Source organism: Serratia fonticola, from assembly GCF_001006005.1.
GTDB classification, from domain to species: Bacteria; Pseudomonadota; Gammaproteobacteria; order Enterobacterales; family Enterobacteriaceae; genus Chania; species Chania fonticola.
Genome location: NZ_CP011254.1, coordinates 1,204,927 through 1,231,264, shown reverse-complemented (window position 1 = coordinate 1,231,264; position 26,338 = coordinate 1,204,927). Strand labels below are relative to the sequence as shown.

Here is a 26,338-nt window from a genome sequence, read left to right as displayed (position 1 = left end):
ATTGAAATGAAAGCGGCAACTGCTGTCATCGATCGCCGCGCCCTGCGACATAACCTGCAACAGATCCGTCGCCTGGCGCCGCAAAGCCGCCTGATTGCCGTGGTGAAAGCCAACGCCTATGGACATGGCCTGTTGGAAACGGCTCACACCTTGCAAGATGCAGACTGTTACGGCGTAGCGCGTATCGGCGAAGCGTTGATGCTGCGTGCCGGTGGCATCGTCAAACCGATCCTGCTGCTGGAGGGTTTCTTCTGTGCTGAAGATCTGCCCGCGCTGGTGGCGAATAATATCGAAACCGCCGTTCACAGCATCGAACAGCTCGAGGCGCTGGAGCAGATTGAACTGGCACACCCGGTATCGGTATGGATGAAGCTGGATAGCGGTATGCATCGTCTGGGCGTGCGTCCGGAACAGGCAGAAGCGTTCTACCAGCGTTTGAGCGCCTGTCGTAACGTGGTGCAGCCGGTCAATATCATGAGCCACTTCAGCCGTGCCGACGAGCCGCTGGTGGATGCGACCGAAAAGCAAATCAGCTGCTTTGAGCACTTCGCCAACGATAAGCCGGGCCTGAAGTCGATTGCGGCTTCCGGCGGGATCTTGCTGTGGCCACAGGCTCATCGTGACTGGGTACGCCCGGGGATTATCCTGTATGGCGTATCCCCGTTGGAGGAGCCCTACGCCGATCACTTTGGGCTGCAACCAGCCATGACGCTTAAATCCAGCCTGATCGCGGTGCGTGAGCATCGAGCCGGGGAACCGGTGGGCTACGGCGGACTATGGGTGAGTGAACGAGATACCCGCCTGGGAGTAGTGGCGATGGGCTATGGCGACGGTTATCCACGCAGTGCGCCTTCCGGCACGCCGGTATGGCTCAACGGACGTGAAGTACCGATTGTTGGCCGTGTCTCCATGGATATGATTTCCGTCGATCTGGGGCCGAATGCCAGCGATAAAGTGGGTGATGAAGTAGTTCTGTGGGGCAATGAGCTGCCGGTTGAACGGGTGGCTGCCTTTAGCGGCATCAGCGCCTATGAGCTGATCACCAAGCTGACCCAGCGCGTCACGATGGAATATATCGGCGAGTAATTTCCCTCACCCCAACCCTCTCCCGCAGGGAGAGGGAGTTGATAGCCTCTGCTCTTTTGGTAGTGATTAGATAATCTTGGCAACCTCGGTCGCCCCTTCAACCAAGAGTTGTGGTGCGATACCGTGATCGATATGTTTCCCTTCGCAAATAGGGCTGATTGTTCTGGTCTAATGAATGCAGTGATCAGGCAAGTTCCCTACCTGATAGCGCGCTCGATCGGTTCCCTCTCCCTGTGGGAGAGGGTTAGGGTGAGGGGCCATCAACTATTTCTTCTTCACCGCCAGCCACTGGCCGATAATTTTCTGGTACTCCCCGCTGGCCTTGCTCAAGTGCAGCCACTGATCGACATACAGCTTCCAACTCATATCATCACGCGGCAGCATATAGGCCTTCTCACCGTATTGCATCGGCTTATCCGGGTTCACCGCACATAGCTTGGGATAACGTTTCTGCTGGTACAGGGCTTCGGAGGCATCGGTGATCATCACGTCGGCCTTGCGGTCCACCAACTGCTGGAAAATGCCCATATTATCGTGGGACAGCGTCAGGTTGGCCTTGGGCAGATGAGCACGGACAAAGGCTTCATTGGTGCCACCGGCAGGCTCGATCAGCCGCACCGCAGGTTTGTTAATCTGCTCAATGGTGCGGTATTTTTTCACGTCGGTACAACGCACCAGCGGGATCTTGCCGTCGGTATCAAGCCGCTCGGCAAAAAACACCTGCTTTTGGCGCTCCAGCGTCACTGAGATCCCCCCCATGGCGATGTCACATTTCCCGGCCACAAAGTCAGGCGTCAAGGTTTTCCAGGTCGTTTTTACCCATTTCACTTTGGCCCCCAGGCTGTTGGCCAGCGACTCGGCCATCGCGATATCAATGCCTTCGTAGCTGCCATCCTCTTTCAGGAAGGTGTAGGGCTTGTAATCGCCGGTAGTACAGACCGTCAGCGTTTTTTGCTGCAATACCTTGTCCAGATTGGATTGTGCGCTGGCGCTCCCGGTGGCGACCAGCAAGGCGAGAGGCAATAGTTTTTTCATCAAATTTCCTTTTCATGTCGACAAATACATTTGTGGTTTTATGCGCGGTTTTGCCGTTAATTGTTGTTGGTTTGCGTAATTTGGCCGTTTTTTATGCCATTTCTGAGCAAGGAAGCTGGCTTTGCTGCTATGTCTCTCACAACCCGCCAGCACCGATGGTTGCAAGGCTAAAAAAGCTGCTAGTCTGTAGCGTCAACATTTATTAACACATTTTACAGGTGGCTATGTACAACATTGACGATTTTGATATGAAAATCCTGACGCTGTTACAGGCCAATGGTCGTCTGACCAATCAGGAACTGAGCGAACTGGTCGGGCTTTCGGCCTCGCAATGCTCGCGTCGTCGTATCAGCCTGGAGCAAGCCCAGTTGATCAAAGGGTATCATGCCCGGCTGGCACCGGAGGCGGTGGGATTGGGGCTGGTGGGGCTGATAGAGGTAAGCCTGCTGACCCATACCCAAGAGCAGATCGACAGTTTCCATCAGATGCTGGCAGAAGTGGACGCAATTGTTGACGTTTATAAAACCACCGGCGATGCCGACTACCTGCTGAAAGTGGCGGTAGCAGACCTGCCCGCGTTAAGTGAGTTTATCAGCCAGACGCTTTCCCGCCATAAAAGCGTCGGGCATATCAAAACGGCGGTGGTGCTGGAACGGATCAAAGAAAACGGTTTACTGCCGGTGACCAGATAAAGCTAAAACCCAACGTCGATTTGTGGCTATATTAGGGATTGTACCCGAACAACCAAAATCAGGAGAACCAACCCGTGTTCCAGAATGTTGAAGCCTATGCAGGTGACCCGATCCTGTCGCTGATGGAAAAATTCAAAAAAGATCCCCGTGCGCACAAGGTGAACCTGAGTATTGGTCTTTACTACAACGAGCAAGGCATCATCCCACAGATGAAGGCCGTTGCCGCAGCTGAAGCCCAACTTAACAGCGTTGAACAGGGGGCCTCGGTCTACCTGCCGATGGAAGGCCTACAGCCTTACCGCAGCGCAATTCAACAACTGTTGTTCGGTGCCGAACACCCCATGCTGCAACAGGGCCGCATCGCCACCATTCAAACCGTGGGCGGCTCTGGTGCGTTGAAAGTGGGGGCCGACTTCCTGAAAAGCTATTTCCCGGATTCTCAGGTTTGGGTCAGCGATCCAACTTGGGAAAACCACGTAGCCATCTTTGGTGGCGCCGGTTTCAAAGTGAATACTTACCCCTATTTCGACGGTGAAAAACTGGGGGTGAAATTTGATGCCATGCTGAGCACGCTGCAACAGTTGCCGGCCAAGAGCATTGCCCTGCTGCATCCTTGCTGCCATAACCCGACCGGTTCCGATCTCACCAATGCCCAGTGGGATCAGGTGGTTAAAGTGATCGCCGAACGTGAACTGATCCCGTTCCTCGACATCGCCTATCAAGGCTTTGGCGGCGGCATGGATCAGGATGCCTACGCCATTCGTGCCATCGCGGCTGCCGGTTTACCGTGCCTGGTGAGCAACTCATTCTCGAAAATCTTCTCGCTGTACGGTGAGCGCGTAGGTGGGCTTTCTGTGGTGTGTGAAAGCAGCGAAGCCGCCGAGCGCGTGCTGGGGCAGCTGAAAGCGACCGTGCGCCGTAACTACTCCAGCCCACCGAACTTCGGTGCGCAGGTGGTGGCAAAAGTGCTGAACGACGCGCAGCTGAAAGCGCAATGGCTGGCCGAAGTGGAGTCCATGCGCAGCCGTATTCTGGAAATGCGTAAAGCGCTGGTCGAAACGCTCAAGGGCGCGTTGCCACAGCGTAACTTCGATTATCTGCTCGAGCAGCGCGGCATGTTCAGCTACACCGGCTTCAGTGCGGCTCAGGTTGATCGGCTACGTGAAGAGTTCGGTGTCTATCTGATCCACAGCGGTCGTATGTGTGTGGCGGGTCTGAACCACAATAACGTTCGTCAAGTGGCAGAGGCCTTTGCCGCGGTGCAGTAACGGCCTGAATGCAGTAATTTTAGGGGCGATAGCGATATCGCCCCTTGTTGTTTCTGCGTGCTGGCGGTTGCCGCCAACTGGATAAAGAATATACTGACTGAGGGCGCTCAGACTTTTCGCATGCGCCATAAAGCCTTGCTTTCAGCGACCAGGCGCGGTTCTCTACCTGACTGGCAGGGTATCTGGGCTGGCAACAGCATACTCACAGTGGTTCGCGCCGCATTGTGTCTTTCGGGGAATAACCCAATGAATAACTCAGCACTGCTGGAATACTGCATGGCGAAACCTGGCGCACACCAAAGCGATCAAAACCAATGGCAGGCCAGCCAGATCAAGGTGGGTGATGTCATGTTCGCTATGGTGTGTGAAGTGCAGGGTCGCCCGGCGTTGGCGATCAAAAGCAGCCCGGAACTGGCGGAAAGCCTGCGTGAGCAGCATCCGGAAATCGTCCCCTGCGAACATCTGAATAAAGCCCATTGGAACGCGGTATTTCTGGACGGCAACCTACCTAACTCGCAGTTTTATCATTTAATCGACAGCTCATATCGGTTGGTGCTGGAAGGGTTGCCCGATCAGGTGCGCCAAGAACTACGCATCTGAATTTATAGGTGGCCAGGCCTGTTGGCTCAAGAGTGGCGACAGGCCAAGAGGATTACCTCCCCCCCGAAATCTATGGGGAAATTTTATTTTGTAGGTCAATATCGTTTACTGCGTTATTTAGTTCTGAGAAACAGGATTGGCAAGGTTTTTTTGTTGCTAATATCACTAATTTTATTATTTTATATTAATTGGTGGTAATTTAAGGATTGGTAAAAATAGGTTGATAATTTATTTTCAACAACGCGGGGCTGTCAATTAAGAGAGTTCTCATTGGAATCTAAATTATGACTGTGTTATTAATGCGTCTATATTAATCTGCTTAAGGGCAAATAAGGATAAGGGATCCGTAGGGGAACCTACTAAAAGGAAATTTAATTATGAAACCGCATTATTCAATATTTCTCGTACTGCCACTGCTCGTTTATTCCTCATTATCATTGGCTACGCCCAACTGTGCAATAAAAGAACAAAAACTGCGAGAGCAGCTCGAGTACGCGACGCGTTATGGCAATGTCCATCGTGTTGAGGGGCTTAATCGTGCCTTGGCCAATGTGCAGACCTACTGCCACGGTGGTTATAAAGGCCGTTATAATAGATACGATTATGCGCCAGCCACTCAGCCGTTCGAATTTGATCGCCAGTATGAAATTGCCAAAAAGCAGCGAAAGGTAGAAAAAAGAAAACATGAGCTGTATGAAGCACAGCTCAAAGGCAAACCGAGCAAAATTGCTAAGCGACAGAGAAAATTAGCCGAGGCTGAATTTGAATTGAAGCAGGTGCAGGCATGGGGAGGGTAACCAGGCCGATATGAGCAGATGTTAGCCGCAGATAAATAATGCTGGGTTTGGGTGGTGAGAGTTATTTTAGCCACTGCGCGGCACGTTAAGCGTTTTACATATCCGAGTGGTAGTTAAACCCCTAAAATCTGCTCCTGCTTTTCTATGGCGGAAATTTATTGTTGCGCCGTAATAACGGCCAACATGCCGAGCTTAGATGTTCGGCATGTTGGCTACGGTTTTATCTCTGCAACATCGGTTTCAGGAATCGCGCGGTATGAGACTCTTTACAGTTGGCCACGGTTTCCGGCGTGCCGGACACCAGGATCTCACCGCCGCCGCTGCCGCCTTCCGGCCCCAGATCGACGATCCAGTCCGCCGTCTTGATGACGTCCAGGTTATGTTCAATCACCACGATGGTGTTGCCCTGATCGCGTAACTGATGCAGCACCGCCAGCAACTGCTGGATATCGGCGAAGTGCAGGCCGGTGGTGGGTTCATCAAGAATATACAGCGTCTGGCCAGTGCCCCGTTTCGACAGCTCACGCGCCAGTTTCACACGCTGCGCTTCACCACCAGAAAGGGTGGTGGCCGACTGCCCAAGACGGATATAGGAAAGTCCTACCTCCATCAGCGTTTGCAGTTTGCGCGCCAAGGCTGGCACGGCATCAAAGAAGTCACGGGCTTCCTCAATGGTCATTTCCAGCACTTCGTGGATGTTTTTACCCTTGTACTTCACTTCCAGCGTTTCGCGGTTATAGCGTTTGCCTTTGCACTGATCGCAAGGCACGTAGATATCCGGCAGGAAGTGCATCTCTACCTTGATCACGCCGTCGCCCTGGCAGGCTTCGCAGCGGCCACCCTTGACGTTAAAGCTGAAACGGCCCGGCGTGTAGCCACGGGTACGGGATTCAGGTACCCCGGCAAACAGTTCACGCACCGGGGTGAAGATCCCGGTATAGGTGGCCGGGTTAGAGCGTGGCGTACGGCCAATAGGGCTCTGATCGATATCGATCACCTTGTCGAAATGTTCCAGACCGGTCACTTCGCGGTAAGGAGCCGCTTCGGCAATGGTTGCACCGTTGAGCTGACGTTGGGCGATCGGGAACAGCGTATCGTTGATCAGCGTTGACTTGCCGGAACCAGAAACCCCGGTAATGCAGGTAAACAGCCCGACAGGCAGCGTAAGCGTCACGTCTTTCAGGTTGTTGCCGCGTGCGCCGCTGAGTTTCAGCACCTTGCTCGGATCCGCGGGCACGCGTTCGGCCGGAATGGCGATTGAGCGCTTGCCGCTAAGGAACTGGCCGGTCAGTGAATCCGGTTGGGCCATGATGTCATCGACGGTGCCTTCTGCTACCACCTGGCCGCCATGAACACCGGCACCAGGGCCGATATCGATCACGTGGTCGGCCGCGCGGATCGCGTCTTCATCGTGTTCTACCACGATCACCGTGTTACCCAGGTTACGCAGGTGGATCAGGGTTTCCAGCAAGCGTTCGTTATCGCGCTGGTGCAGGCCAATGGATGGCTCATCAAGTACGTACATCACGCCTACCAGGCCAGCACCGATCTGGCTTGCCAGGCGAATACGCTGAGCTTCACCGCCGGACAGCGTTTCCGCAGAACGTGACAGTGAAAGGTAGTTCAGGCCGACGTTAACCAGGAACTTCAGACGATCGCCGATCTCTTTCAACACCTTCTCGGCGATCTGGGCACGTTGACCGCTCAGTTTCATATTCTGGAAGAAGGTCATGGCATGGCCGATGCTGAGCTCGGAGATCTCCGGCAGCGTAGTATCTTCCACGAACACGTTACGGGCTTCTTCACGCAGGCGGGTGCCACGGCACGAGGCGCAAGGACGGTTGCTGATAAATTTGGCCAGTTCTTCACGTACCGCGCTGGATTCGGTTTCTTTGTAACGGCGCTCCATATTATGCAGCACGCCTTCAAACGGATGGCGGCGCACGGTGGTGTCACCGCGATCGTTGATGTATTTGAATTCGATCGACTCTTTGCCCGAACCGCTCAATACCGCTTTCTGCACGTTGGCATCCAGGCTGCTGAACGGGGCTTCTACATCAAAGCTATAGTGCTCCGCCAGCGAGCGCAGCATCTGGAAATAATAGAAGTTACGACGGTCCCAACCCCGGATAGCGCCACCGGCCAGAGAAAGCTCGGGGTTCTGTACTACACGCTCAGGATCGAAGAACTGCTGCACGCCCAGTCCGTCACAGGTTGGGCAGGCCCCGGCCGGGTTGTTGAATGAGAACAGCCGGGGTTCCAGCTCGCGCATGCTGTAGCCGCAGATGGGGCAGGCAAAGTTGGCGGAGAACAGCAGTTCATCGGCCTTTTCGTCATCCATATCGGCGACGACGGCGGTACCGCCGGACAGTTCCAATGCGGTTTCAAACGATTCGGCCAGGCGCTGTGCCAGATCTTCACGCACTTTGAAACGGTCCACCACCACTTCAATGGTGTGTTTCTTTTGCAGCTCCAGCTTTGGCGGATCGGAGAGATCGCATACTTCACCGTCGATACGCGCGCGGATATAGCCCTGGGTTGCCAGGTTTTCCAGCGTTTTGGTGTGTTCGCCCTTACGATCTTTCACCACCGGCGCCAACAGCATCAGGCGTTTGCCTTCCGGCTGGTTGAGCACGTTATCCACCATCTGGCTGACGGTTTGTGCCGCCAACGGAACGTGGTGATCCGGGCAACGCGGTTCGCCGACGCGGGCAAACAGCAGGCGCAGGTAATCGTGGATCTCGGTGATGGTCCCGACCGTGGAGCGCGGGTTATGCGAGGTCGATTTTTGCTCGATGGAGATCGCCGGGGACAGACCTTCAATGTGGTCGACGTCCGGTTTTTCCATCAGCGAAAGAAACTGGCGAGCGTAGGCAGAGAGCGACTCAACGTAGCGCCGTTGCCCTTCGGCATACAGTGTATCAAAAGCCAGTGAGGACTTGCCTGAACCTGATAAACCGGTGACGACGATCAGCTTGTCGCGCGGGATAATCAGGTTGATGTTTTTGAGATTGTGGGTTCGAGCACCACGAACTTCGATATTGTCCATTTACACTTCCCGTCTTGATGATACACCGCGCCTGTCTGCGTTCTTCTGCGGGCGATTTGTGTGATCTAACGCGCAATAAAACGGCTCGGCCATTACGAAACGCATAATTATGGCACAAAAAAACCTGAATGAATATCCAGTATACGAATGCAACAAGGTCGATCGCCGGGACATTTTTGGAAGGCACTTCGCAGGTATAATCTAAGCAGGTGGCATGCTACAATTTGTGGTTTAGACTATCCAAAATGTGGTCTGAATCCACTTAAATGACTCATCGGGAGATCGAACATGGCCAGCAGAGGCGTAAACAAAGTAATTTTGGTCGGGAATCTGGGTCAAGACCCTGAGGTCCGTTACATGCCTAATGGCGGCGCAGTTGCCAACATTACCCTGGCGACCTCCGAGAGCTGGCGTGACAAGGCTACTGGCGAGCAGAAAGAAAAAACGGAATGGCACCGCGTGGTGTTGTTCGGCAAGCTGGCAGAAGTGGCGGGTGAATACCTGCGTAAAGGTTCCCAGGTTTACATCGAGGGTGCATTGCAGACCCGTAAATGGACCGATCAGGCGGGCGTAGAAAAATACACCACCGAAATCGTGGTCAACGTGGGTGGCACCATGCAGATGTTGGGTGGTCGCCAAGGTGGCGGTGCTCCAGCAGGCGGCGGCGCTCCAGCGGGTGGCCAGCAGGGCGGTTGGGGTCAACCTCAGCAGCCACAGGGTGGCAACCAGTTCAGCGGTGGTCAACAGCAGCAGGCTCGCCCGGCGCAAAACAGCGCACCAGCGGCCAGCAACGAACCACCAATGGACTTTGACGACGATATTCCGTTCTGATTGTCCCCAGGTTCAAAACGAAAAGCCCCTTTTTGGGGCTTTTTTGCTTTAGAGCGCATTACGCCGAGAAGCCACCGTCAATCGTCAGGTTGGCACCGGTAATATATCCTGCCTCTGGCCCCGCCAGATAAGCCACAAAGCTGGCGATCTCTTCATCCTTGCCATAGCGGCCAATGGCCATCATGGTTTTCATCAGTTCGGCAAAGTCGCCATCTGCCGGGTTCATATCGGTATCTACCGGGCCGGGCTGGACGTTATTGACGGTAATGCCGCGTGAGCCCAGATCGCGAGCCATACCCTTGGTTAAACCGACCAGCGCCGACTTGCTCATGGCGTAGATCGCTCCACCGGCAAACGGCATGCGCTCGGCGTTGGTGCTGCCGATATTGATAATACGACCATTATCGTTCATATGGCGCGCGGCTTCCTGGCTGGCGACAAATACGCTGCGGACGTTAACGGCCAGCGTGCGATCCAGATCTGCTAACGACAATTCCTCCAGGCTACCCATTGCCAGCACGCCCGCGTTATTCACCAGAATATCCAGCTTGCCGAAGCTGTTTACCGTCTGGCGTATCGCCAGTTGCAGAGCCTCAGCGTCAGCACTGTCTGCACGGATGGCAATGGCTTGACCGCCAGCCGCCGTAATGGCTTCAACCACCTCATCGGCTTTATCAGGGGAGGTGACGTAGGTGAAAGCGACGGTTGCGCCTTCACGTGCCAGGCGTTTAACGATGGCGGCACCGATACCGCGTGAACCACCCTGGACAAAAGCCACTCTACCTGACAGAAATTGCGTTACTGACATGATATTTCTCCAGAAGTCGTGAAGGTTATTGAATCGCAAAAGCAGTATCGGGAAAGAACGGGCTGGGAATTGCCAGAGCATGCCGTGAGCAGGGCTCTGTCTGGAAAGTGCCGGTTGGCTGGTAAATTATAGAGCAGTTTGGTGAGTCTGGGTTTTGCCGCCCGCTAAAACGCGAAAAGCCCCTTGCGGGGCTCGTAATCTGACGATTAGTTAAAGATTTCTGCTGTGCCGTACAGTTTGTTCTGGCCACCGGCGGAAACGATGCGGTAAGAGTTGGCACCGGATGCGGCAGCTTTGCTTGCCAGTTCGGCTTCCAGAGCGCTCAGGTTGCTGGCACCGCTTACGGAAACCACCCCGATTTTTTGTGAGTCGGCAGCTGGTTGGCTGGTGACCTGGTCAGCGGCAACGCTGGCGAAAGAAGCGGAAGTTAACAGTACAGCGGTAGCAAAAATTTTGATGCTTTTCATGATTCAATCCTCAGGGGTTTTGTTAGGTGAGAGGCTGTTGTCTCTCGATGTGTTGAATGATAGGCCACTTGGCGGGAATGGAAAATCGGAGAGTTTTGAGTATCTACATCAAATAAACTGAATTATTGAAAGGGAGGACGAAAGTTGAAAGGGCAGCTATCTACTAACTGGCCGCTTGAGAAGTGTCTTTCATGAAAGCAGCACGATTTATTGGGTATCTAAAGGGGAGGGGGCAACGCAATACCCTTTGGGCGAACAAGTGCTGGGGCTTGTTTCTTCTTCAGTTTTACTCATTTTCCTTGTTACAATGACCAACCAGTTAGGTCAGCCCACTAACGTTAAGCTATGTATCGGGAAGCAGGCATGAAGAATAATCTATCGATAAGATCGGCCTCTTTGAGAGATTTTGAAATTATCAAGGCTATTATTGAGAAAGGTTCTGCGACCCAGGCTGCCGAGTCCCTTGGAATAAGTCAACCTGCAGTCAGTAAGGCGGTTGCCAGTATTGAAGAAAAGTTGGGTAAGACACTATTTACCCGTGAGAAAGGGCGCCTTAACCCCACCAAAGATGCTCTGTTTTTTTATGAGGAAATCGTTAATATCTTTAACTCCCTCGAGAGAATCGATGATAACAATTGGGCCAGTAAGTCCAGCAAGACGTTAAAAGTGATCACAACCCCAACTATTGCGTATTCCTATCTCGCCCCCCTGACAGCTCGCTATGCTAAAGAAAGGAGTAATGTCAAAGTCTCATTTAGTGTGGTGAACTCTGTCGATATGATGAATTTGCTCAGAGAAGGGCGGGCCGATATTGCACTGGCTAACGCGGATATAAATAACAACCTGGCAGAATTAACGATAGAGCCAATATTTAAATCCAAAATTGTGTGTATGATGCACAAAAATCATGAATTGGCAAAGAAAGAAAAACTGGTGCTTTCAGATTTTAATTTCAGAAATATTATTATGTATACCACAAGGAATATTTTGTTTTCCAAAGTTATGAAAGCATTCAGTGGTTCTGGTGTCGAAACCAACGTTATAGCAGAGGTGTCGGATTCGCTGGTGGCTCTGAATTTTGTCAATGAAAATCTGGGGTTATGTTTGGTGCCGAATTTCCCAGTCATCCATCAGTCCAACGATAACATCATTATCAAAGACATTGATGTGGAGATTTACGATGAAATGGCCTTTTTCTATCTGCCCAATATCTTAAACCCCTACTGCAGTGATTACGTAGAGTATGTGACTGATGATTTGCAGTCTGTACAACATTTTTCAAAATGAAGAAAGAGCTCATTGATGTATAAATGAGCCCTTCGGATATACCAGAGGCAGCATGGGTAAAGCGCTGTTTATCTTTTTACATTCTGCAAGACAAAATCAACACAGCTCTCGGCTTCCCCGATATAGCTTGCCTCATCAAGTAATTTATCGATATCTATTGTTGCAACGACATCTTCCTTGATGAGTTGAGCACGAATGCAATCGGAAAACGCTGCGCCAGTTAACACCGACTCCATGGCGGCTTCGTACAATATATGGTGTGCTTCGGCACGGCCGATGTCTTTGGCAAGAGCCATCATGATAGATTCTGAGAGAATAAGGCCTTTGGTCAGCTTGATGTTTTCCAGCATTTTTTCCGGATAAACCTGTAATCCGTCGATCAGTTTAAACAGATTTTCACTGATCGAGACTGCCAGAATAGCCACTTCGGGAAGAGTGACATCCATCACATTACTTTCCGCAGCGTCACCTTCATTCATTTTGAGCATCGCCATGTATGATAAGGGAACACGGGCGCGTAGCAATTGTGAAAGGCCAACCAGGTTTTGCGCATTTTGCGGATTACGCTTCTGGGCCATCGTGGAGCTGCCAACCTTGCCATGATGGAAACTTTCTTCCAGTTCGGCCAGTTCCGTTCTTTGCAAGAAAATGATTTCCTGAGCGACTTTTTCAGTAAAGCTCGCCAATTGCCCAAGAATGGCGACGTAATGTGTTTGTGAGTCGCTGGAGGTGCGTACCGGGATCGTGTTGGATGTCAGATTAAGTAAGGCAGCCATGCCCTCCTGAATCTCCCGGCCTTTGCCTTCCATGGCAGAGAAGGTTCCTACGGCCCCTCCCAGGCTGACAGTAAAAGCCTCTGACGTGGCATTGGAGAGCCTGTTTTTGATGCGCTGAAGTTCAGCAAACCATGACGCGACCTTAAAGCCAAAAGTGATTGGCAGGGCGTGCTGCCCATGAGTTCTTCCCGCCTGAGTGTAGCTCTTTGATTTTAAAGCCAGTGAGGAAAAAGAGAGCAATGCCTTTTCCAGATAACCGGTGATGAGGTTATGGCTGGCACGAAGCTGTAAAGACGCAGCCGTATCAAAGATGTTTTGAGTGGTGGCCCCCCAGTGAATATAGCCCGCAGCTTGTTTGCCGCAAACACGTTCAAACTCTCTTAAGACCGGTACGAACGGGTGACAAGTTTCCCGGATCCCTTGCTTGATAGCGTCAATGTTCAGCAAATCTGCGTTAGCGGATTGGGTGATTTTTTGCGCACACTCTTCGGGGATAACCCTCAATTTTGCCTGTGCTTGAGCAAGAGCCGCTTCGACGTCTAGCCATGCTTGTATAGTTTTAACATCAGACCAGAGTTCAACCGCTTGGGGATTGAACCAGTGGCCGGTAATGCATGATTCGAACATACCCGTATTCATAACATACCTCTCATTACATTTTGGTTATGTATGTATTCCTTTTTTGATTATTGGTGTGAAAAAGCAGCGTAGTCAACCGTGATCTGCCGTTTTATTGCGTTTTATTGCTTTTGAGATCGTTATCACATGTTTTATTGGTTATGTGATCATATCATAAAGGTAATGGTAGTTGTCGGGTGCTACTTCATGCAAAGGTGAGTCATCATGCAAAGGGTAATGTTGAATCAAGCTAAAAAGATATTGTTTATTATCATGGGTTTAATGGCGCTTGGCGCGTTGAAGCACCTGTTTGGTGACAAACCCTTTATTCTTGCTATCACCTTTCTGGTGATTGTGTTGGTTTGCGCCGGCATCGCAAAGAAATACTATGCTCAAGCTGTGATTTTAACCGGGGGCATTATTCTCTTGATTGCAACGGTTATTGCCTTTCCTGATGTCAGTATTACCAAGGCAGCGTCTGGTTCCAAATTTATTGATATCTTCATTGAAATCAAAGTGCTTTTTTCCGATAGCATTTCCAAGCTTGGCTTGATTATTATGGTTATTGCCGGCTTTTCAAGATACATGAACGATATTGGTGCTTCGGCAAAACTGGTTGGGGTTTGTATTAAGCCCCTCAAGAGAATCAATGCGAAGTACGTACTTTTAGGCTGTTGTTATATCCTGATGCAGGTTTTAGCCTTGTTTATTTCAAGCCCTTCAGGGTTGGCTCTTTTGATGCTCACAACGCTATATCCGGTTTTACGTTCTATTGGATGTTCAAAAGCGGCTGTAGCCTCAGTGATTGCCTCTGGAATATGTATTGACTATGGGCCATCCGCTACCGGGAGTGTGCTGATTTCCGAACTCACTGGATATGACCTGTTTTCATTCTTTGTGGATAAGCAGGTCCCTATTGTTGCCATCCTCTTCGTTGTCATCGGGATATCTCATATGGTGATGCAGGCATACTGGGACAGGAAAGAAGCTGTAAATGAAGATGATAGCGAAAGCCAGGCCAAGAACGCTGACATTTCGAGGGATGTTCCGACATATTATGCTCTGCTGCCTGTCGTTCCAATGATCATTCTCTTCGTTTTCTCCAGCCTGGTGGAGGAGTACCTCCCCTCTTATTTGCAAATTAAAATTGATGTGGTTTCGGCGATTATTTTATCGTTCTTTATTGCTTTCCTGATTGATTCAATCAGAACCTTCGACCTCAAGAAATCAACCGATAAGGTGCTTGGGCTATTCGATCAGATGGGGCAGTCTTTTATTACCGTGGTCTCTATTCTGCTTTGTGCTCAGGTTTTGGTGGCGGGGATTATAAAAATTGGCTTTATTGATACGTTGTTTGGCTTTATTCCTAATGAGGGTCACTATGCTACGGTCATCGTCGTTCTGTTTAGTTTACTGATTTTCTGTGGCTCAGTGATCATGGGGACCGGTACGGTGTTTAATGCCTTTGCACCTCTTAGTGCTGAAGTGGCGAAAGGTGCGGGCATTTCGGTGTTTAAGATGTTGGTACCGTTGCATTTTTCAGCCAGTTTAGGGCGGAGCTTTTCGCCAATTTCAGGTGTTATTATCGCCGTGTCTGGCTTTGTAGGGGTGACGCCGTTCCAGATAATCAAAAGAAACTGTGTGCAATTAACCATTGCCTATGTCCTGATGATGGTGCTTTCTCTGTCCTATTTGTGAGTGAATAAGGCCAAAGTCAGAGCATTAAACTCATTCATAGGCATCATTGGCGATAGTTGAAATCACAACTACCTTTTAACCAGGGCGTTTAAGGAGTGTATGTGATGATGGCAGACCGGTTCATTGGCAGTTGGGCGCTGGTTTCTTCCGTATTCAAAGGGGAGGATGGGGCAATACATCACCCTTTGGGCGAGCAGGTGTTGGGGCGGATTAACTATGAGGCCAATGGCACCATGGCAGCGCAGCTCTATAGCGCAACGCGGCCAAGGTTTGCCTCGGAGGATTTGGCGAAGGGCAGCGATCGAGAGATCCGCACCGCCTTTGTGAATATGCTCTGTTACTTTGGCCGCTATCGGATTGATGAAGATAAACAGTGCGTCATTCATCGGGTCGAGGGCTGTTCGTTCCCCAACTGGCTAGGTAGCCAGCAGATCCGCTTCTACAGTTTCACTGGCGAGACACTCACATTACGCACCGTACCGTTGCAGCTGGATAACCGCGTGCAGATTGGCGAATTGGTGTGGCAACGGCTCCAGGCCGTCGAGGGAGAAAACCATGATTATCGTGCATCATCTGAATAACTCGCGTTCGCAGCGCATCTTGTGGTTCTTGGAGGAGCTCGGTGTTCCCTATCAGGTTCTACGTTATCAACGCGATAAAACCACCATGTTGGCACCGCCAGAGTTGAAAAAGATCCACCCGTTGGGTAAATCGCCGGTAGTGGTAGACGGCGATCTGACGCTGGCCGAGTCGGGTGCCATTATTGAATACTTGCAGGAAGCCTATGACGCGCAAGGGTTATTCACGCCCACGGATTTCCACGCTCGCCAGGAGTATCGCTATTGGCTGCACTATGCAGAAGGGTCGTTGATGCCGCTGCTGGTAATGAAACTGGTGTTTAGCCGTTTAGGACACCCGCCAATCCCATGGGTGATACGCCCGGTTGCCGGGGCGATCGGTAAAGGGGTACAGAAAGAGTATCTGGATAAGCAGATTGCGACGCATCGCGATTATCTGGAGCAACATCTGAATAAAAGCACCTGGTTTGTAGGCAATGAATTCAGCGCTGCGGATATCCAGATGAGTTTCCCGGTGGAGGCGTTAGCCGGGCGAGGCGGGCTAGAGGGGTGCCCGAAACTGCAAGACTATCTGCAACGCATTCACGCGCGTCCTGCGTATCAGCGGGCTCTGGAACAGGGGGGGCCGTTTAGCGTGCTGGGTTGAAGGCTTGAACTATACTCGATAGGGTCACTTTCATAGGAGGTAGCCCATGGCTACGCAAATTTTTGTTAACCTGCCCGTCAGCAATTTGCCCGCTTCTATCGAGTTCTTCCGCCAACTGGGGTTTATCTTCAACCCGCAGTTTACCGATGACACTGCCGCCTGCATGGTCGTGAGTGAGAGTATTTACGTGATGTTGCTGACTCACGAGAAATTCCTACTGTTTACCCCCAATCCCATCAGCGATGCCAACAAAGCGACGGAAGTGCTGATTTGCCTGTCGCAACCCAGCCGTGCTGCGGTAGATGCGTTGGTACGCAAAGCCATTGCTGCCGGTGGCAATACTTATAATCAGCCACAGGATTACGGCACTATGTATGGCCATGGCTTCCAGGATTTGGATGGTCATATCTGGGAGTTGATGTACATGGATGAGCAGGCGATGCAATCGCAATAATCTTTTCCGCCCCAAGCTGTCGGGGCGAACTCCCCTCTATCAAGTCGTAATGTGATAAACCTCACATCTTCAACAATGAGCGTTGCCAATGCACTTTCGCATAAATTGTCGCGATCTTTAGTTGATCAGACGGCATAGAAGGCTAGATAATCGTTTGCCTTGAAAATCCCTCCCAGTAGCGTTTGGGATTTTTGGGGATAAGACCACCATAAATCACCCGCTGCATGCGATGAGAGTTAAACGTTTGCCTTTTACACGGCGTCTGTTGCCGCGTTCCTGAAGGGTAAGGAAGCGAACGTGACGGAAACGGTTTCGTAATGACCATGCATCAGTGGGATAACAAGCCATTTCATCCAGGCTGGCAGCAATGAAAAACAGGGGACAGCAACATGTCGAATTCTCAAGCAAATAACGCCGAGACACCTAAAGGCGGGCTTGATGCGTATTTTAAACTTACAGCACGGGGTACCAACGTGCGTCAGGAAGTGGTGGCAGGGTTAACCACCTTCCTGGCGATGGTCTACTCGGTGATCGTGGTTCCCAGCATGCTGGGTAAAGCCGGTTTCCCACCGACTGCGGTATTCGTTGCCACCTGCCTGGTTGCCGGTTTGGGGTCGTTGCTGATGGGCTTGTGGGCCAACCTGCCGATGGCGATTGGTTGTGCCATTTCACTGACGGCGTTCACCGCCTTTAGTCTGGTGCTGGGTCAGCAGATCAGCATTCCCGTGGCGTTGGGCGCCGTATTCCTGATGGGGATCCTGTTTACCATTATCTCGATTACCGGTATCCGTTCCTGGATCCTGCGTAACCTGCCAATGGGAGTGGCGCACGGCACCGGTATTGGTATCGGCCTGTTCCTGCTGCTGATCGCGGCTAACGGTGTCGGCCTGGTGGTGAAAAATCCGCTGGATGGCTTGCCGGTAGCGCTGGGAGCATTTACCTCGTTTCCGGTGGTGATGACGTTAATCGGGTTGGCGGTGATCTTCGGCCTGGAAAAACTGCGTGTACCTGGCGGCATCTTGCTGGTCATTATTGCCATTTCGGTTATCGGCCTGATTTTCGACCCGGCGGTGAAGTACCAAGGGTTGTTCGCCATGCCTAGCCTGGCGGGGCCGGATGGTAAATCGCTGATCTTCAGCCTGGATATCATGGGGGCGTTACAACCGGTGGTATTGCCAAGCGTGTTGGCATTGGTAATGACTGCGGTGTTCGACGCCACGGGCACCATCCGTGCGGTTGCCGGGCAGGCCAATCTGCTGGATAAAGATGGCCAGATCATTAACGGTGGCAAAGCGCTGACTTCTGATTCCCTGAGCAGCATCTTCTCCGGGCTGGTTGGGGCTGCACCTGCCGCGGTTTATATCGAATCTGCCGCGGGTACGGCGGCGGGAGGTAAAACCGGCCTGACGGCCACCGTGGTCGGTTTGTTGTTCCTGCTGATCCTGTTCCTGTCGCCGCTGTCCTATCTGGTGCCAGTGTACGCCACCGCTCCTGCGCTGATGTACGTTGGCCTGCTGATGTTGAGCAACGTCACCAAGCTGGATTTCGACGACTTTGTCGACGCCATGGCCGGTTTGCTGTGCGCGGTGTTTATCGTGCTGACCTGTAACATCGTGACTGGCATCATGCTGGGCTTCAGCTCGCTGGTGATTGGCCGCGTGTTCTCTGGTGAATGGCGTAGGCTGAACATCGGTACCGTGTTAATCGCGGTGGCGCTGGTGGCATTCTATGCGGGTGGTTGGGCAATTTAAGCCTTTCTTCAACGGGGCCATCCTCCGGCCCCGTTGTTTATTTCCTTAAGACTATTCTCCCTCTTTGCTGCGACGTGTTTTGAAAGGCACAACAAGCTTTATAACTGAGAAAAAAAGTGATCTACTATTCGGACACTATTACCCGCGCGCTTTGGTGATCTGAACTTAAGAGTCTAAGGAAAGCATGGAAATATTTTTTACAATCCTCATTTTGATCCTGGTGGTCTCCCTGTCTGGGGTGGTAACACGCATGTTGCCGTTCCAGATCCCGTTACCCTTGATGCAAATTGCCATTGGGGCCCTGTTAGCCTGGCCGAATTTCGGGCTGCACGTTGATTTTGACCCCGAACTGTTTTTAGTGCTGTTTATTCCTCCATTGCTGTTTGCCGACGGTTGGAAAACACCGACACGCGAATTCCTGCACCACGGACGTGAAATCCTGGGGCTGGCATTGGTGCTGGTGTTGATCACCGTTGTCGGAGTTGGGTATCTCATTTACATGATGGTGCCGGGTATTCCGTTGGTTGCTGCGTTTGCGCTGGCGGCGGTGTTGTCACCTACCGATGCCGTGGCACTGGGTGGCATTGTTGGCAAAGGGCGCATCCCCAGAAGCATCATGAGTGTGCTGGAAGGCGAGGCGTTGATGAATGACGCTTCCGGCCTGGTATCGTTAAAATTTGCCATCGCGGTGGCGATGGGCACCATGGTGTTCACCGTCGGTGGTGCCTCCATGGAGTTTCTGAAGGTGGCGATCGGTGGTCTTCTGGCCGGTGTAGCGGTGACCTGGACCTACAGTAAATCGCTGCGCGTGATGAGCCGTTGGAGCGGAGACGATCCGGCCACGCAGATTGTGTTGCTGCTGTTGTTGCCTTTTGCCTCCTATCTGATTGCCGAACATATCGGCGTGTCCGGCATTCTGGCTGCCGTCGCGGCGGGGATGACCATCAGCCAGTCTGGCGTGATCCGTAACGCACCGCTGGCCATGCGTTTGCGCGCTAACAGCGTCTGGGCGATGCTGGAGTTCGTGTTCAACGGCATGGTGTTCATCATGTTGGGGCTGCAACTGCCGGGGATCCTGGAAACCTCGATTGTGCAGGCTGAACTGGATCCGACTATCGAGACCTGGTATCTGTTCACCGACGTGGCGATTATCTACGCCGCGCTGCTGGTGCTGCGTTTCAGCTGGCTGTGGGTGATGAAAAAGGCCAGTAATCGCTTTATGAAAAAGCGCCCTCTACAGTTTGGCGATTACAGCATACGTGAGCTGTGGGTCGCTTCTTTCGCTGGCGTGCGTGGGGCGATTACGCTGGCCGGTGTGCTTTCTATCCCGCTGTTACTTAGCGATGGCACCGCCTTCCCGGCGCGCTATCAGCTGGTGTTTATCGCCGCCGGGGTGATTTTGCTGTCACTGATCGTTGGTGTACTGGCGTTGCCGTTATTGCTGCGCGGGGTGCATGTCGCAGATAAGAGCGCCAGCAAGACCGAAGAGCGCATGGCGATTGCCATGGCTGCCGAGGTGGCGATTGAGAGCATCAACAAGATGGAAGAGCGGTTGGTGGCAGACACCGAGGAAAACCTCGATCCGCAGGTGCTCAAAGAGGTCAGTTCCAGGGTGACCGGAATGTTGCGGCGGCGTATTGCCAGTAAAGACGATATCGAAAATGCGCTGGCGCTGGAAAACCTCGAGCGGCGTTTCCGTTTGACCGCCTTGCGGGCGGAGCGTGGTGAGCTTTATCACCTGCGCGCCACGCAAAAAATCAGCAACGAGACGCTGCAAAAACTGCTGCACGATCTCGATCTGCTGGAAGCCTTGCTGGTTGAGCGAGAAGGCTAACCACATCTGTACGGGGGCCGCTATGCGGCCCTTATCTTACTCAGCCAAGGCTTCGGCATCTCGCTCCCTTTGCGCTTTACTCTCCTTGCTTTGGATCAGCTTCAACGCCAGATACAGGTCGGGAACCAGGATCAGTTTATTCTCCTTGCTGCCGGAGCGATCCAGGCGAAACCAGCGTGTCAATTCGGTACGGCGGCCTGCAAGTACCAGGCCGATCCCCCGTAGTTGCAGATCCCGCTTCAATTCTTCGACAGCCGCGAGCACGCTGATATCCGCATGGGTGAAGCTGGCCACCGCGTCAATCACCACCCAACGTGGCTGGTCCTGCGATCCATCGACCAGAGTGGTGATCCGCCGCTTGAAATAGGCGACGTTAAAGTAGGTCAACGGCGAATTAAAGCGGTACATAATGACGCCATCGACCGGCTGGATGCCGTTGCTCTTACCTAGCGAATGGATCATACCGTCTGCATTGACCCCCAGCAGCTGCTCGGTAGGCCGGAAAACCGTCTGTAGAAACTGCAACAGGCCCAGCAGCACCGCCAGCCCAATGCCGGGAATGATCCCTACCAGCAGCACGCTCAAGAAAGTAAACAGCGCCAGATAGAACGCGGGGCGATTGCGTTTACGCAGCCGGAAAATGCTGCGCATATCCAGCAGCGACCAAGAGGCGTAAATCAGTACCACGCCAAGTACCGCGATGGGGATAAACTGCAGCGGCTCGCTAAAAAATGCCACTACCAAAGCGATCGCCAGCGCGGCAATCACCGAGACCAGCTGGCTTTTGCCGCCGTTGGCATCGTTAACGGCGGTACGGGAGTTGGCACCGCTGATGGCGAATCCCTGCGAAAGCCCGGAGACGATATTCACCAGCCCCAGCGCACGAAACTCGCTATCGGCGTCAACTTCGTAGCCATTTTTTGCCGCAAAGCTCCTGGTGGTCAGCATCATGCTGACAAAGCTGACGACGGCCAGGTTGAGCGCCGGGATCACCAGATCGCGCAGCAGCCCGGGTTTAAAATTCGGCCATGACACCATGGGCAAACCGCCACCGGTATAGCCCCCAACCGTTTCAATGCCAAAATGCGGCAAATTCGCCGCCCAGGTCAACGCCGTCGTCAGCACCACGGCGAACAGCGGGGCGGGCCAGTTAGGGCGGGTATAGTGGACGCCAAGCAGGATCAGCAGCGTCAGCAGTGACATAAGCACCGTGGGCCAATGGCTGTTGAGTAAGTTAACCGGCAGTGCGTAGATGCGTTCAATCAGCTCGCTGGAGGGCGAGGAAAAACCGAATATCTTGCTGATCTGATTGACGATAATCGTCAGCGCCACGCCGTTGAGCAACCCATTGAGGATCGGGCGTGACAGCAGGTCTGCAATGGCTCCCAACTTGAAGCGGCTGGCAATCAGGCACCAGGCTCCCATCATCAGGGTCATCACGATGGTCAATTGCCAGTGCAGCTCGGTATGGCCTGCCGCTAGCGGAGTGACTACTGCGGCGATGACCGCGCAGGTGGCTGCATCAGGTCCGACGATCAACTGACGCGATGAACCAAAAATGGCGTAGGCGATCATCGGTAGAATACAGGAGTAAAGCCCGACGATGGCGCTCACGCCAGCCAGCTCGGCGTAGGCAATCGCCACCGGTAATGCCACTGCCGCCACCGAGAGGCCAGCTCGGATATCAGGTTTCAACCAGCTACGCTCGTAAGCGAGCAGGTTCATCAGGCCAGGAGCGATACTCTGGAGGGATTTCCGCTGCATATCTTTTCCATCCGGCTGAATAAGGGGCATGCTGTCTCTTTCGTTGGCCGGAAGAGTAAATCAGCGGTTTTTTAGTGATTTTTGGCGCGCATTAGCCGAAGTATAGCAGTGGATTATGACGTGAATTTGCTGCCGTTATGCAATGAGAGGGACTTTACGGGCCACAGATTGATCACGCTACTTGATAGGCGCTCTGAATCGGCTCCCTCGCCCTTTGGGAGAGGGTTGGGGTGAGGGGAAACAGAAGACTATTAAGGCTGAGGCCAATACTCCCGGCAGCAGGCTATCCAAGCTTGGGCGCTGTGGGAAAGGTAACTGCCCTGGCGCCAGATCAGCCCCACTTGCCACTCCATTCGTGGCTCCAGCGGCAGCCAGATCAGGTTTTCTTTATCCAGCCATTGGCAGACTGGCTCCGGTAAGGTGGCAATTCCCACACCGGCCTGCACCATCGCCGCCAGAAAATCCCACTGGCCGCTGCGTACGGCAATCTTGGGTTCGAAGCCCGCCTGCTGAAAAGCGGCCATCAGCATTTTATACAGCGTGAAGTCTTCGTTATAAATCAGGATTGGCCACTCGGCCAACTCATTGATCGCGATGCTGGTGCGGTTGAGCCAGTGTGCCGTCTTTGGCACAACTACGCACATCGGGTGGCTTAGCAGGGGCAAAAAGGTCAATGGCTGGTCAGAGACTGCGGGCAGTATCGTCATCGCCAAGTCCAACTCTCCGGTTAACACCGCCTGTTCAACCGAAAGGCCGCCCAGTTCGGAGATCTTCAATTCGATACCCGGATAGGTCTGGCGGAACTGACGGATCAAACCGGCAATCTGCCTGCCGACCATGGGGGGAATACCCAGCCGCAGCACACCCTTTTTCACCGAGCTGATGTCATCCAGTTCGGCCTCTAACTGACGGAACTCATCCAGGATCGCCAAGCCGCGCTGATAGACCGCTTGTCCGCTGTCGGTGAGATGCAGCTTGCGCCCTTCGCGTACCAGCAGTGTGCACTCCAACTCATCTTCCAGATGGCGCAACATTTTGCTGATGGTGGGTTGGGTAACAAACAGCTTCTCGGCCGCGCGGGTGAAACTTTGCTGGCGGACAACTTCCACAAAATAACGCAGGGTGCGGACATCCACTTTGGGCTCTCCTGAAGGCGGTGCCGCCGGGAAACTATTCCCTTATGGCATGATGTTGATGATTTTAATTCATTTCAGGCAGGGTTTCCCGGCTGCGTATACTGTAAGCCTTGATTTTTTCTGAGGTTGCTTTCATGTCTCTGGCTTTACGCCGTGCTGCGCCTGCTTTCCTGGTCCGCCTACAGGTGCCGATCCAAGTGGTGCTGTATGCCTTGTTATTCCTGCTTGCCGATCGGCTGGTGCAACAGTTTCATCTGCCTTTACCCGCCAACATCGTGGGCATGTTGATGATGTTGGCGCTGATCCTGCTGCGCATTTTGCCGCTTAACTGGGTAAAAGCGGGGTCGCGTTGGCTACTGGCCGAAATGCTGCTGTTTTTTGTGCCAGCGGTGGTGGCGGTGGTGAACTATGCCCAACTGTTGATGGTGGAGGGCTGGAAGATTTTTCTGGTGATTGCCATTAGCACCATGCTGACGCTGGGAGCGACCGGGCTGGTGGTGGATCGCGTTTATCGTTTCGAGATCTGGCTGCAACGGCGGAAAATGCGTAATGAATGACGTGATCCTCAGCATCACCTGCTTGGTGGTGACACTCGTCCTCTATTTTGCCAATAAATGGCTCTACCGCCGCCGCCGTAGCCTGCTGTTGATGCCGTTGGTGCTGACGCCGATGGTATTGGTGCTGTTGCTGGTGGTGACACATATCTCGTATCAGAGCTATATCGGTGAAACGCACTGGCTGCTGTGGCTGCTTGGCCCGGCAACTATCGCCTTTGCCGTGCCGGTCTATGAAAACCTGCATATTATTCGCCGCCATTGGCTTTCTCTCAGCGTCGGGGTGCTTACCGCGGTGGTGGTAGCCGTTTACAGCTCGGTGTGGCTGGCCCGTTGGTTGACGTTACCGGATGAGGTGCAGCGCAGCCTGGCGGTGCGTTCCATCACTACGCCGTTCGCGCTGGAAGCGGCGAAACAGATGGGCGGCCAACCCGATTTGGTGGCGCTGTTTGTGGTGATCACCGGCGTGTTTGGCATGGCGGTAGGCGATATGCTGTTCCTGCGCCTCTCGGTGCGCAGCGGTCTGGCGAAAGGGGCGGGGTTTGGTGCCTCTTCCCACGGTGCCGGTACCGCCAGAGCCTATGAAATAGGCCAGCAGGAAGGCGTAGTGTCTAGCCTGGTGATGATGTTGGCGGGGATTATCACGGTGATCGGGGCGCCCTTGATCGGGCGCTTGATGTGGTAATCAGGGGGCTGGGGCTAGCCCCCGGCAAGGCTTAACGAGCGGCCTGGATCAGAGCCACAATCAGTGGGGAAAGCTCCCCACGTAACGCCGCACGTTCTGACTGGAATAGGGTAGCGGCATAAAAACGGTGCCCTGGCAGTTCCACCGAGCGCACATCGCCTTCAATGTCATGCCCACTAATGATCAGCGGGTGTTGCTCCAAATCCGCCACAAATTCAGGGTTAACTCCGAAGTTACAGTGATAGCCTTCGTGAGTCTCCAGCTTGCCATAGGCGCGGGCGATCAGCGTGTTTGGCTGAAAAAGGATGGTGCCGGTTTTCTCAACCAGTGAACAGCTCAGCGGTGCGATCACCAAGCGGCCCCCGCTATCGGTCTCCGCGTGACCAGCATCGTGCCAACCCATCACATTGCGCGCATATTCCACCACCGCATATTGAAACCCACCGCAAGACCCTAGAAAAGGGATGTTCTGCTCGCGAGCATGGCGGATCGTCATAAATACGCCGTCATCGTTGCGATAGGGGCTGCCAGGGACCACCCAGATAGCATCGTAACCCTGTAGGGCAGAGACATCGGTCAGGGTTTCTGTGGGGAGCCATTGGGATTGGATATCAATATCGAGGTGTGAGGCGGTAAGTTGGAGAGCTGTGGGGATGGCTTGGTGGGCAACGGCTTCGCTGCGGTAATCACCAATCAGAGCAAGACGAACCTGCGTTTTCATCGTTTCTTTTCCTGAGCGGGTAAAAAAGGATGTTACAGCAGGGTGAAAAACGGGTCTTTGACTTTTTCAAAGGAGAGCACAAAATGCGCGAGGGATTGATAGGGGGCTACAGATGGGTTGCCGTACCTGATTTCGGCTCCGTACGGCTCCCTCTCCCTGTGGGAGAGGGTTGGGGTGAGGGGGGATTGCCGATCTCGACTGATCAACATCACCTTCCAGAAAGCGAATTTAATACAGTGAAGGCGAACCTGTCGGGCGCGTTTTGAAGCGGCGGTGCAGCCACAGATATTGCTCTGGAGCGCGCATGATCTCTTTTTCTACCACTTTATTCATGTAGGCGGCGGCGGCCACTTCATCGTCGATTGGGTAGTCTTCTAACGCCGGTTGGATCAGCAGATCGTAGCCACAGCCTTTCGGGCGGCGGATGAGCACGACCGGTACCAGCGCCGGTTTGGCCATGCGGGCCAGCATAAATGTCCCACTGGTGGTGGCGGCCTGATCGACGGCAAACAGCGGGGCAAACACGCTGCCACGTGGGCCGTAATCCTGATCGGGAGCGAACCATACGGCTTCGCCGCGCTTCAGGGCTTGCACCATGCCGCGCAGATCTTTGCGATCCAGCATGGCTTTGTTGGAGCGCATGCGGCCTTTGGTCTGCGCCCATTCCATCGCCTTGTTATTGTGTGGGCGATACATGGCCATCATCGGCTGACACAGGCCCATCGCCCGGCCGCCCAATTCCAGCGACATGAAATGCACCCCAATCACCAGCACGCCACGGCCATTTTGCTGGGCCTGTTTCAGGTGGTTGATGCCGCTCACGTTGAACCAGCGCTTCACGCGTTTATCTGACCAGAACCAGGCCATGCCGGTTTCCAGCAGACCCATGCCGAGGGATTCGAAATTACCAATGATTTGACGTTCGCGCTGTGCTTCGTCCATCTCCGGGAAGCACAGTTCAAGATTGCGGCGGGTGATCGACACGCGGCGTTTCAGGAAGCGCATAGAGGTGCGGCCCATCCAGCCACCGAGCTTGTGCAGCACGGGATAGGGTAGTTGAACCAGCAGGAACAGGACCGCCAGGCCAAACCAGGTCAGCCAGTAGCGAGGGTGCAGTAACGCACGTTTAAAAGTTTGTGGACGCTTCATATCAACTCTGTATGCGAAATGGGGGTAGAAACCTGTAGCGCATAAAGAAGCGAC

General features: G+C 53.2%; 24 protein-coding genes. 15 read left to right on the top strand and 9 right to left on the bottom strand.

Annotated features, from left to right (window positions below; translation table 11 throughout):
* The first annotated feature begins 6 nt into the window (after positions 1-6).
* Positions 7-1,086, top strand: a complete 1,080-nt coding sequence (alr, locus tag WN53_RS05395) for an alanine racemase (protein WP_024483976.1) — start codon at positions 7-9, stop codon at positions 1,084-1,086.
* Positions 1,087-1,350: 264 nt separating this feature from the next.
* On the opposite strand, the gene WN53_RS05390 is transcribed toward alr, so the two are convergent.
* Entirely contained in the window at positions 1,351-2,121 is a 771-nt protein-coding gene (locus WN53_RS05390; RefSeq protein WP_024483975.1) for a transporter substrate-binding domain-containing protein, read from the bottom strand.
* A 224-nt stretch (positions 2,122-2,345) separates the two neighbouring features.
* Here WN53_RS05390 and WN53_RS05385 point away from each other — a divergent pair, with 224 nt between their 5' ends.
* The 4 genes from WN53_RS05385 (at position 2,346) to WN53_RS05370 (ending at position 5,478) form a co-directional block, all read left to right on the top strand.
* Positions 2,346-2,813 (top strand): Lrp/AsnC family transcriptional regulator, encoded by a 468-nt coding sequence (locus WN53_RS05385; protein WP_024483974.1) that lies wholly within the window; start codon positions 2,346-2,348, stop codon positions 2,811-2,813.
* Positions 2,814-2,887: 74 nt separating this feature from the next.
* On the top strand, positions 2,888-4,081 hold the full coding sequence (locus WN53_RS05380; protein ID WP_024483973.1) for an amino acid aminotransferase: 1,194 nt from the start codon (positions 2,888-2,890) through the stop codon (positions 4,079-4,081).
* Between the two features lie 246 nt (positions 4,082-4,327).
* Positions 4,328-4,681: an MmcQ/YjbR family DNA-binding protein gene (locus tag WN53_RS05375; RefSeq protein WP_021180803.1), complete on the top strand. Its 354-nt coding sequence runs from the start codon at positions 4,328-4,330 to the stop codon at positions 4,679-4,681.
* A 377-nt stretch (positions 4,682-5,058) separates the two neighbouring features.
* Complete coding sequence (locus tag WN53_RS05370) at positions 5,059-5,478, top strand: DUF1090 domain-containing protein (protein ID WP_024483972.1); 420 nt, start codon at positions 5,059-5,061, stop codon at positions 5,476-5,478.
* A gap of 220 nt (positions 5,479-5,698) precedes the next feature.
* Here WN53_RS05370 and uvrA read toward each other — a convergent pair whose 3' ends face one another.
* The gene (gene uvrA, locus WN53_RS05365) at positions 5,699-8,527 is read right to left on the bottom strand and encodes an excinuclease ABC subunit UvrA (protein ID WP_024483971.1); all 2,829 of its coding nucleotides are present in this window, start codon (positions 8,525-8,527) and stop codon (positions 5,699-5,701) included.
* Between the two features lie 288 nt (positions 8,528-8,815).
* Here uvrA and ssb1 point away from each other — a divergent pair, with 288 nt between their 5' ends.
* Positions 8,816-9,358 carry a single-stranded DNA-binding protein SSB1 gene (gene ssb1, locus WN53_RS05360; protein WP_024483970.1) on the top strand — a complete coding sequence of 181 codons (543 nt, stop codon included), beginning with the start codon at positions 8,816-8,818 and terminating at the stop codon, positions 9,356-9,358.
* 58 nt (positions 9,359-9,416) lie between these two features.
* Here the strand turns inward: ssb1 and WN53_RS05355 are convergent, their stop codons facing one another.
* A complete protein-coding gene (locus WN53_RS05355) occupies positions 9,417-10,166 on the bottom strand; it encodes a 3-oxoacyl-ACP reductase family protein (protein ID WP_024483969.1) in 750 nt (249 codons plus the stop codon).
* A gap of 206 nt (positions 10,167-10,372) precedes the next feature.
* Positions 10,373-10,633, bottom strand: coding sequence for a multiple stress resistance protein BhsA (gene bhsA, locus WN53_RS05350; protein ID WP_024483968.1), 261 nt, complete (start codon positions 10,631-10,633; stop codon positions 10,373-10,375).
* A 363-nt stretch (positions 10,634-10,996) separates the two neighbouring features.
* Here bhsA and WN53_RS05345 point away from each other — a divergent pair, with 363 nt between their 5' ends.
* Complete coding sequence (locus tag WN53_RS05345; RefSeq protein ID WP_024483967.1) at positions 10,997-11,920, top strand: LysR family transcriptional regulator; 924 nt, start codon at positions 10,997-10,999, stop codon at positions 11,918-11,920.
* Positions 11,921-11,988: 68 nt separating this feature from the next.
* On the opposite strand, the gene WN53_RS05340 is transcribed toward WN53_RS05345, so the two are convergent.
* Positions 11,989-13,335 (bottom strand): class-II fumarase/aspartase family protein, encoded by a 1,347-nt coding sequence (locus WN53_RS05340; RefSeq protein ID WP_024483966.1) that lies wholly within the window; start codon positions 13,333-13,335, stop codon positions 11,989-11,991.
* Between the two features lie 204 nt (positions 13,336-13,539).
* On the opposite strand from WN53_RS05340, the gene dcuC reads away from it, so the two are divergent.
* The 6 genes from dcuC to WN53_RS05310 all read left to right on the top strand — a co-directional run bounded on the left by dcuC (position 13,540) and on the right by WN53_RS05310 (position 20,275).
* Entirely contained in the window at positions 13,540-15,012 is a 1,473-nt protein-coding gene (gene dcuC, locus WN53_RS05335; protein ID WP_024483965.1) for a C4-dicarboxylate transporter DcuC, read from the top strand.
* Between the two features lie 104 nt (positions 15,013-15,116).
* Positions 15,117-15,593, top strand: a complete 477-nt coding sequence (locus WN53_RS05330; RefSeq protein WP_024483964.1) for a lipocalin-like domain-containing protein — start codon at positions 15,117-15,119, stop codon at positions 15,591-15,593.
* The gene (locus WN53_RS05325) at positions 15,568-16,236 is read left to right on the top strand and encodes a glutathione S-transferase family protein (RefSeq protein ID WP_024483963.1); all 669 of its coding nucleotides are present in this window, start codon (positions 15,568-15,570) and stop codon (positions 16,234-16,236) included. The genes WN53_RS05330 and WN53_RS05325 overlap by 26 nt, the downstream gene beginning before the upstream one ends.
* A 46-nt stretch (positions 16,237-16,282) precedes the next feature.
* Positions 16,283-16,690, top strand: a complete 408-nt coding sequence (locus WN53_RS05320) for a VOC family protein (protein WP_024483962.1) — start codon at positions 16,283-16,285, stop codon at positions 16,688-16,690.
* Positions 16,691-17,079: 389 nt separating this feature from the next.
* Positions 17,080-18,441 carry an NCS2 family permease gene (locus WN53_RS05315; protein ID WP_024483961.1) on the top strand — a complete coding sequence of 454 codons (1,362 nt, stop codon included), beginning with the start codon at positions 17,080-17,082 and terminating at the stop codon, positions 18,439-18,441.
* Positions 18,442-18,625: 184 nt separating this feature from the next.
* Positions 18,626-20,275, top strand: a complete 1,650-nt coding sequence (locus tag WN53_RS05310) for a Na+/H+ antiporter (protein ID WP_024483960.1) — start codon at positions 18,626-18,628, stop codon at positions 20,273-20,275.
* Positions 20,276-20,311: 36 nt separating this feature from the next.
* On the opposite strand, the gene WN53_RS05305 is transcribed toward WN53_RS05310, so the two are convergent.
* Together WN53_RS05305 and WN53_RS05300 are read right to left on the bottom strand one after the other, a co-directional pair.
* Positions 20,312-22,039: a SulP family inorganic anion transporter gene (locus WN53_RS05305; protein WP_024483959.1), complete on the bottom strand. Its 1,728-nt coding sequence runs from the start codon at positions 22,037-22,039 to the stop codon at positions 20,312-20,314.
* Between the two features lie 251 nt (positions 22,040-22,290).
* Positions 22,291-23,175, bottom strand: a complete 885-nt coding sequence (locus WN53_RS05300; RefSeq protein ID WP_024483958.1) for a LysR family transcriptional regulator — start codon at positions 23,173-23,175, stop codon at positions 22,291-22,293.
* A 134-nt stretch (positions 23,176-23,309) separates the two neighbouring features.
* Between WN53_RS05300 and WN53_RS05295 the strand changes: the two genes are divergently transcribed.
* Together WN53_RS05295 and WN53_RS05290 are read left to right on the top strand one after the other, a co-directional pair.
* Positions 23,310-23,732, top strand: coding sequence for a CidA/LrgA family protein (locus tag WN53_RS05295; RefSeq protein ID WP_024483957.1), 423 nt, complete (start codon positions 23,310-23,312; stop codon positions 23,730-23,732).
* Complete coding sequence (locus WN53_RS05290) at positions 23,725-24,414, top strand: LrgB family protein (protein ID WP_024483956.1); 690 nt, start codon at positions 23,725-23,727, stop codon at positions 24,412-24,414. Before WN53_RS05295 ends, WN53_RS05290 begins: the two co-directional genes overlap by 8 nt.
* A gap of 31 nt (positions 24,415-24,445) precedes the next feature.
* On the opposite strand, the gene WN53_RS05285 is transcribed toward WN53_RS05290, so the two are convergent.
* Together WN53_RS05285 and lpxP are read right to left on the bottom strand one after the other, a co-directional pair.
* Complete coding sequence (locus WN53_RS05285) at positions 24,446-25,135, bottom strand: CTP synthase C-terminal region-related (seleno)protein (RefSeq protein WP_024483955.1); 690 nt, start codon at positions 25,133-25,135, stop codon at positions 24,446-24,448.
* Positions 25,136-25,363: 228 nt separating this feature from the next.
* Positions 25,364-26,284, bottom strand: coding sequence for a kdo(2)-lipid IV(A) palmitoleoyltransferase (lpxP, locus tag WN53_RS05280; RefSeq protein WP_024483954.1), 921 nt, complete (start codon positions 26,282-26,284; stop codon positions 25,364-25,366).
* Positions 26,285-26,338: the final 54 nt, after the last annotated feature.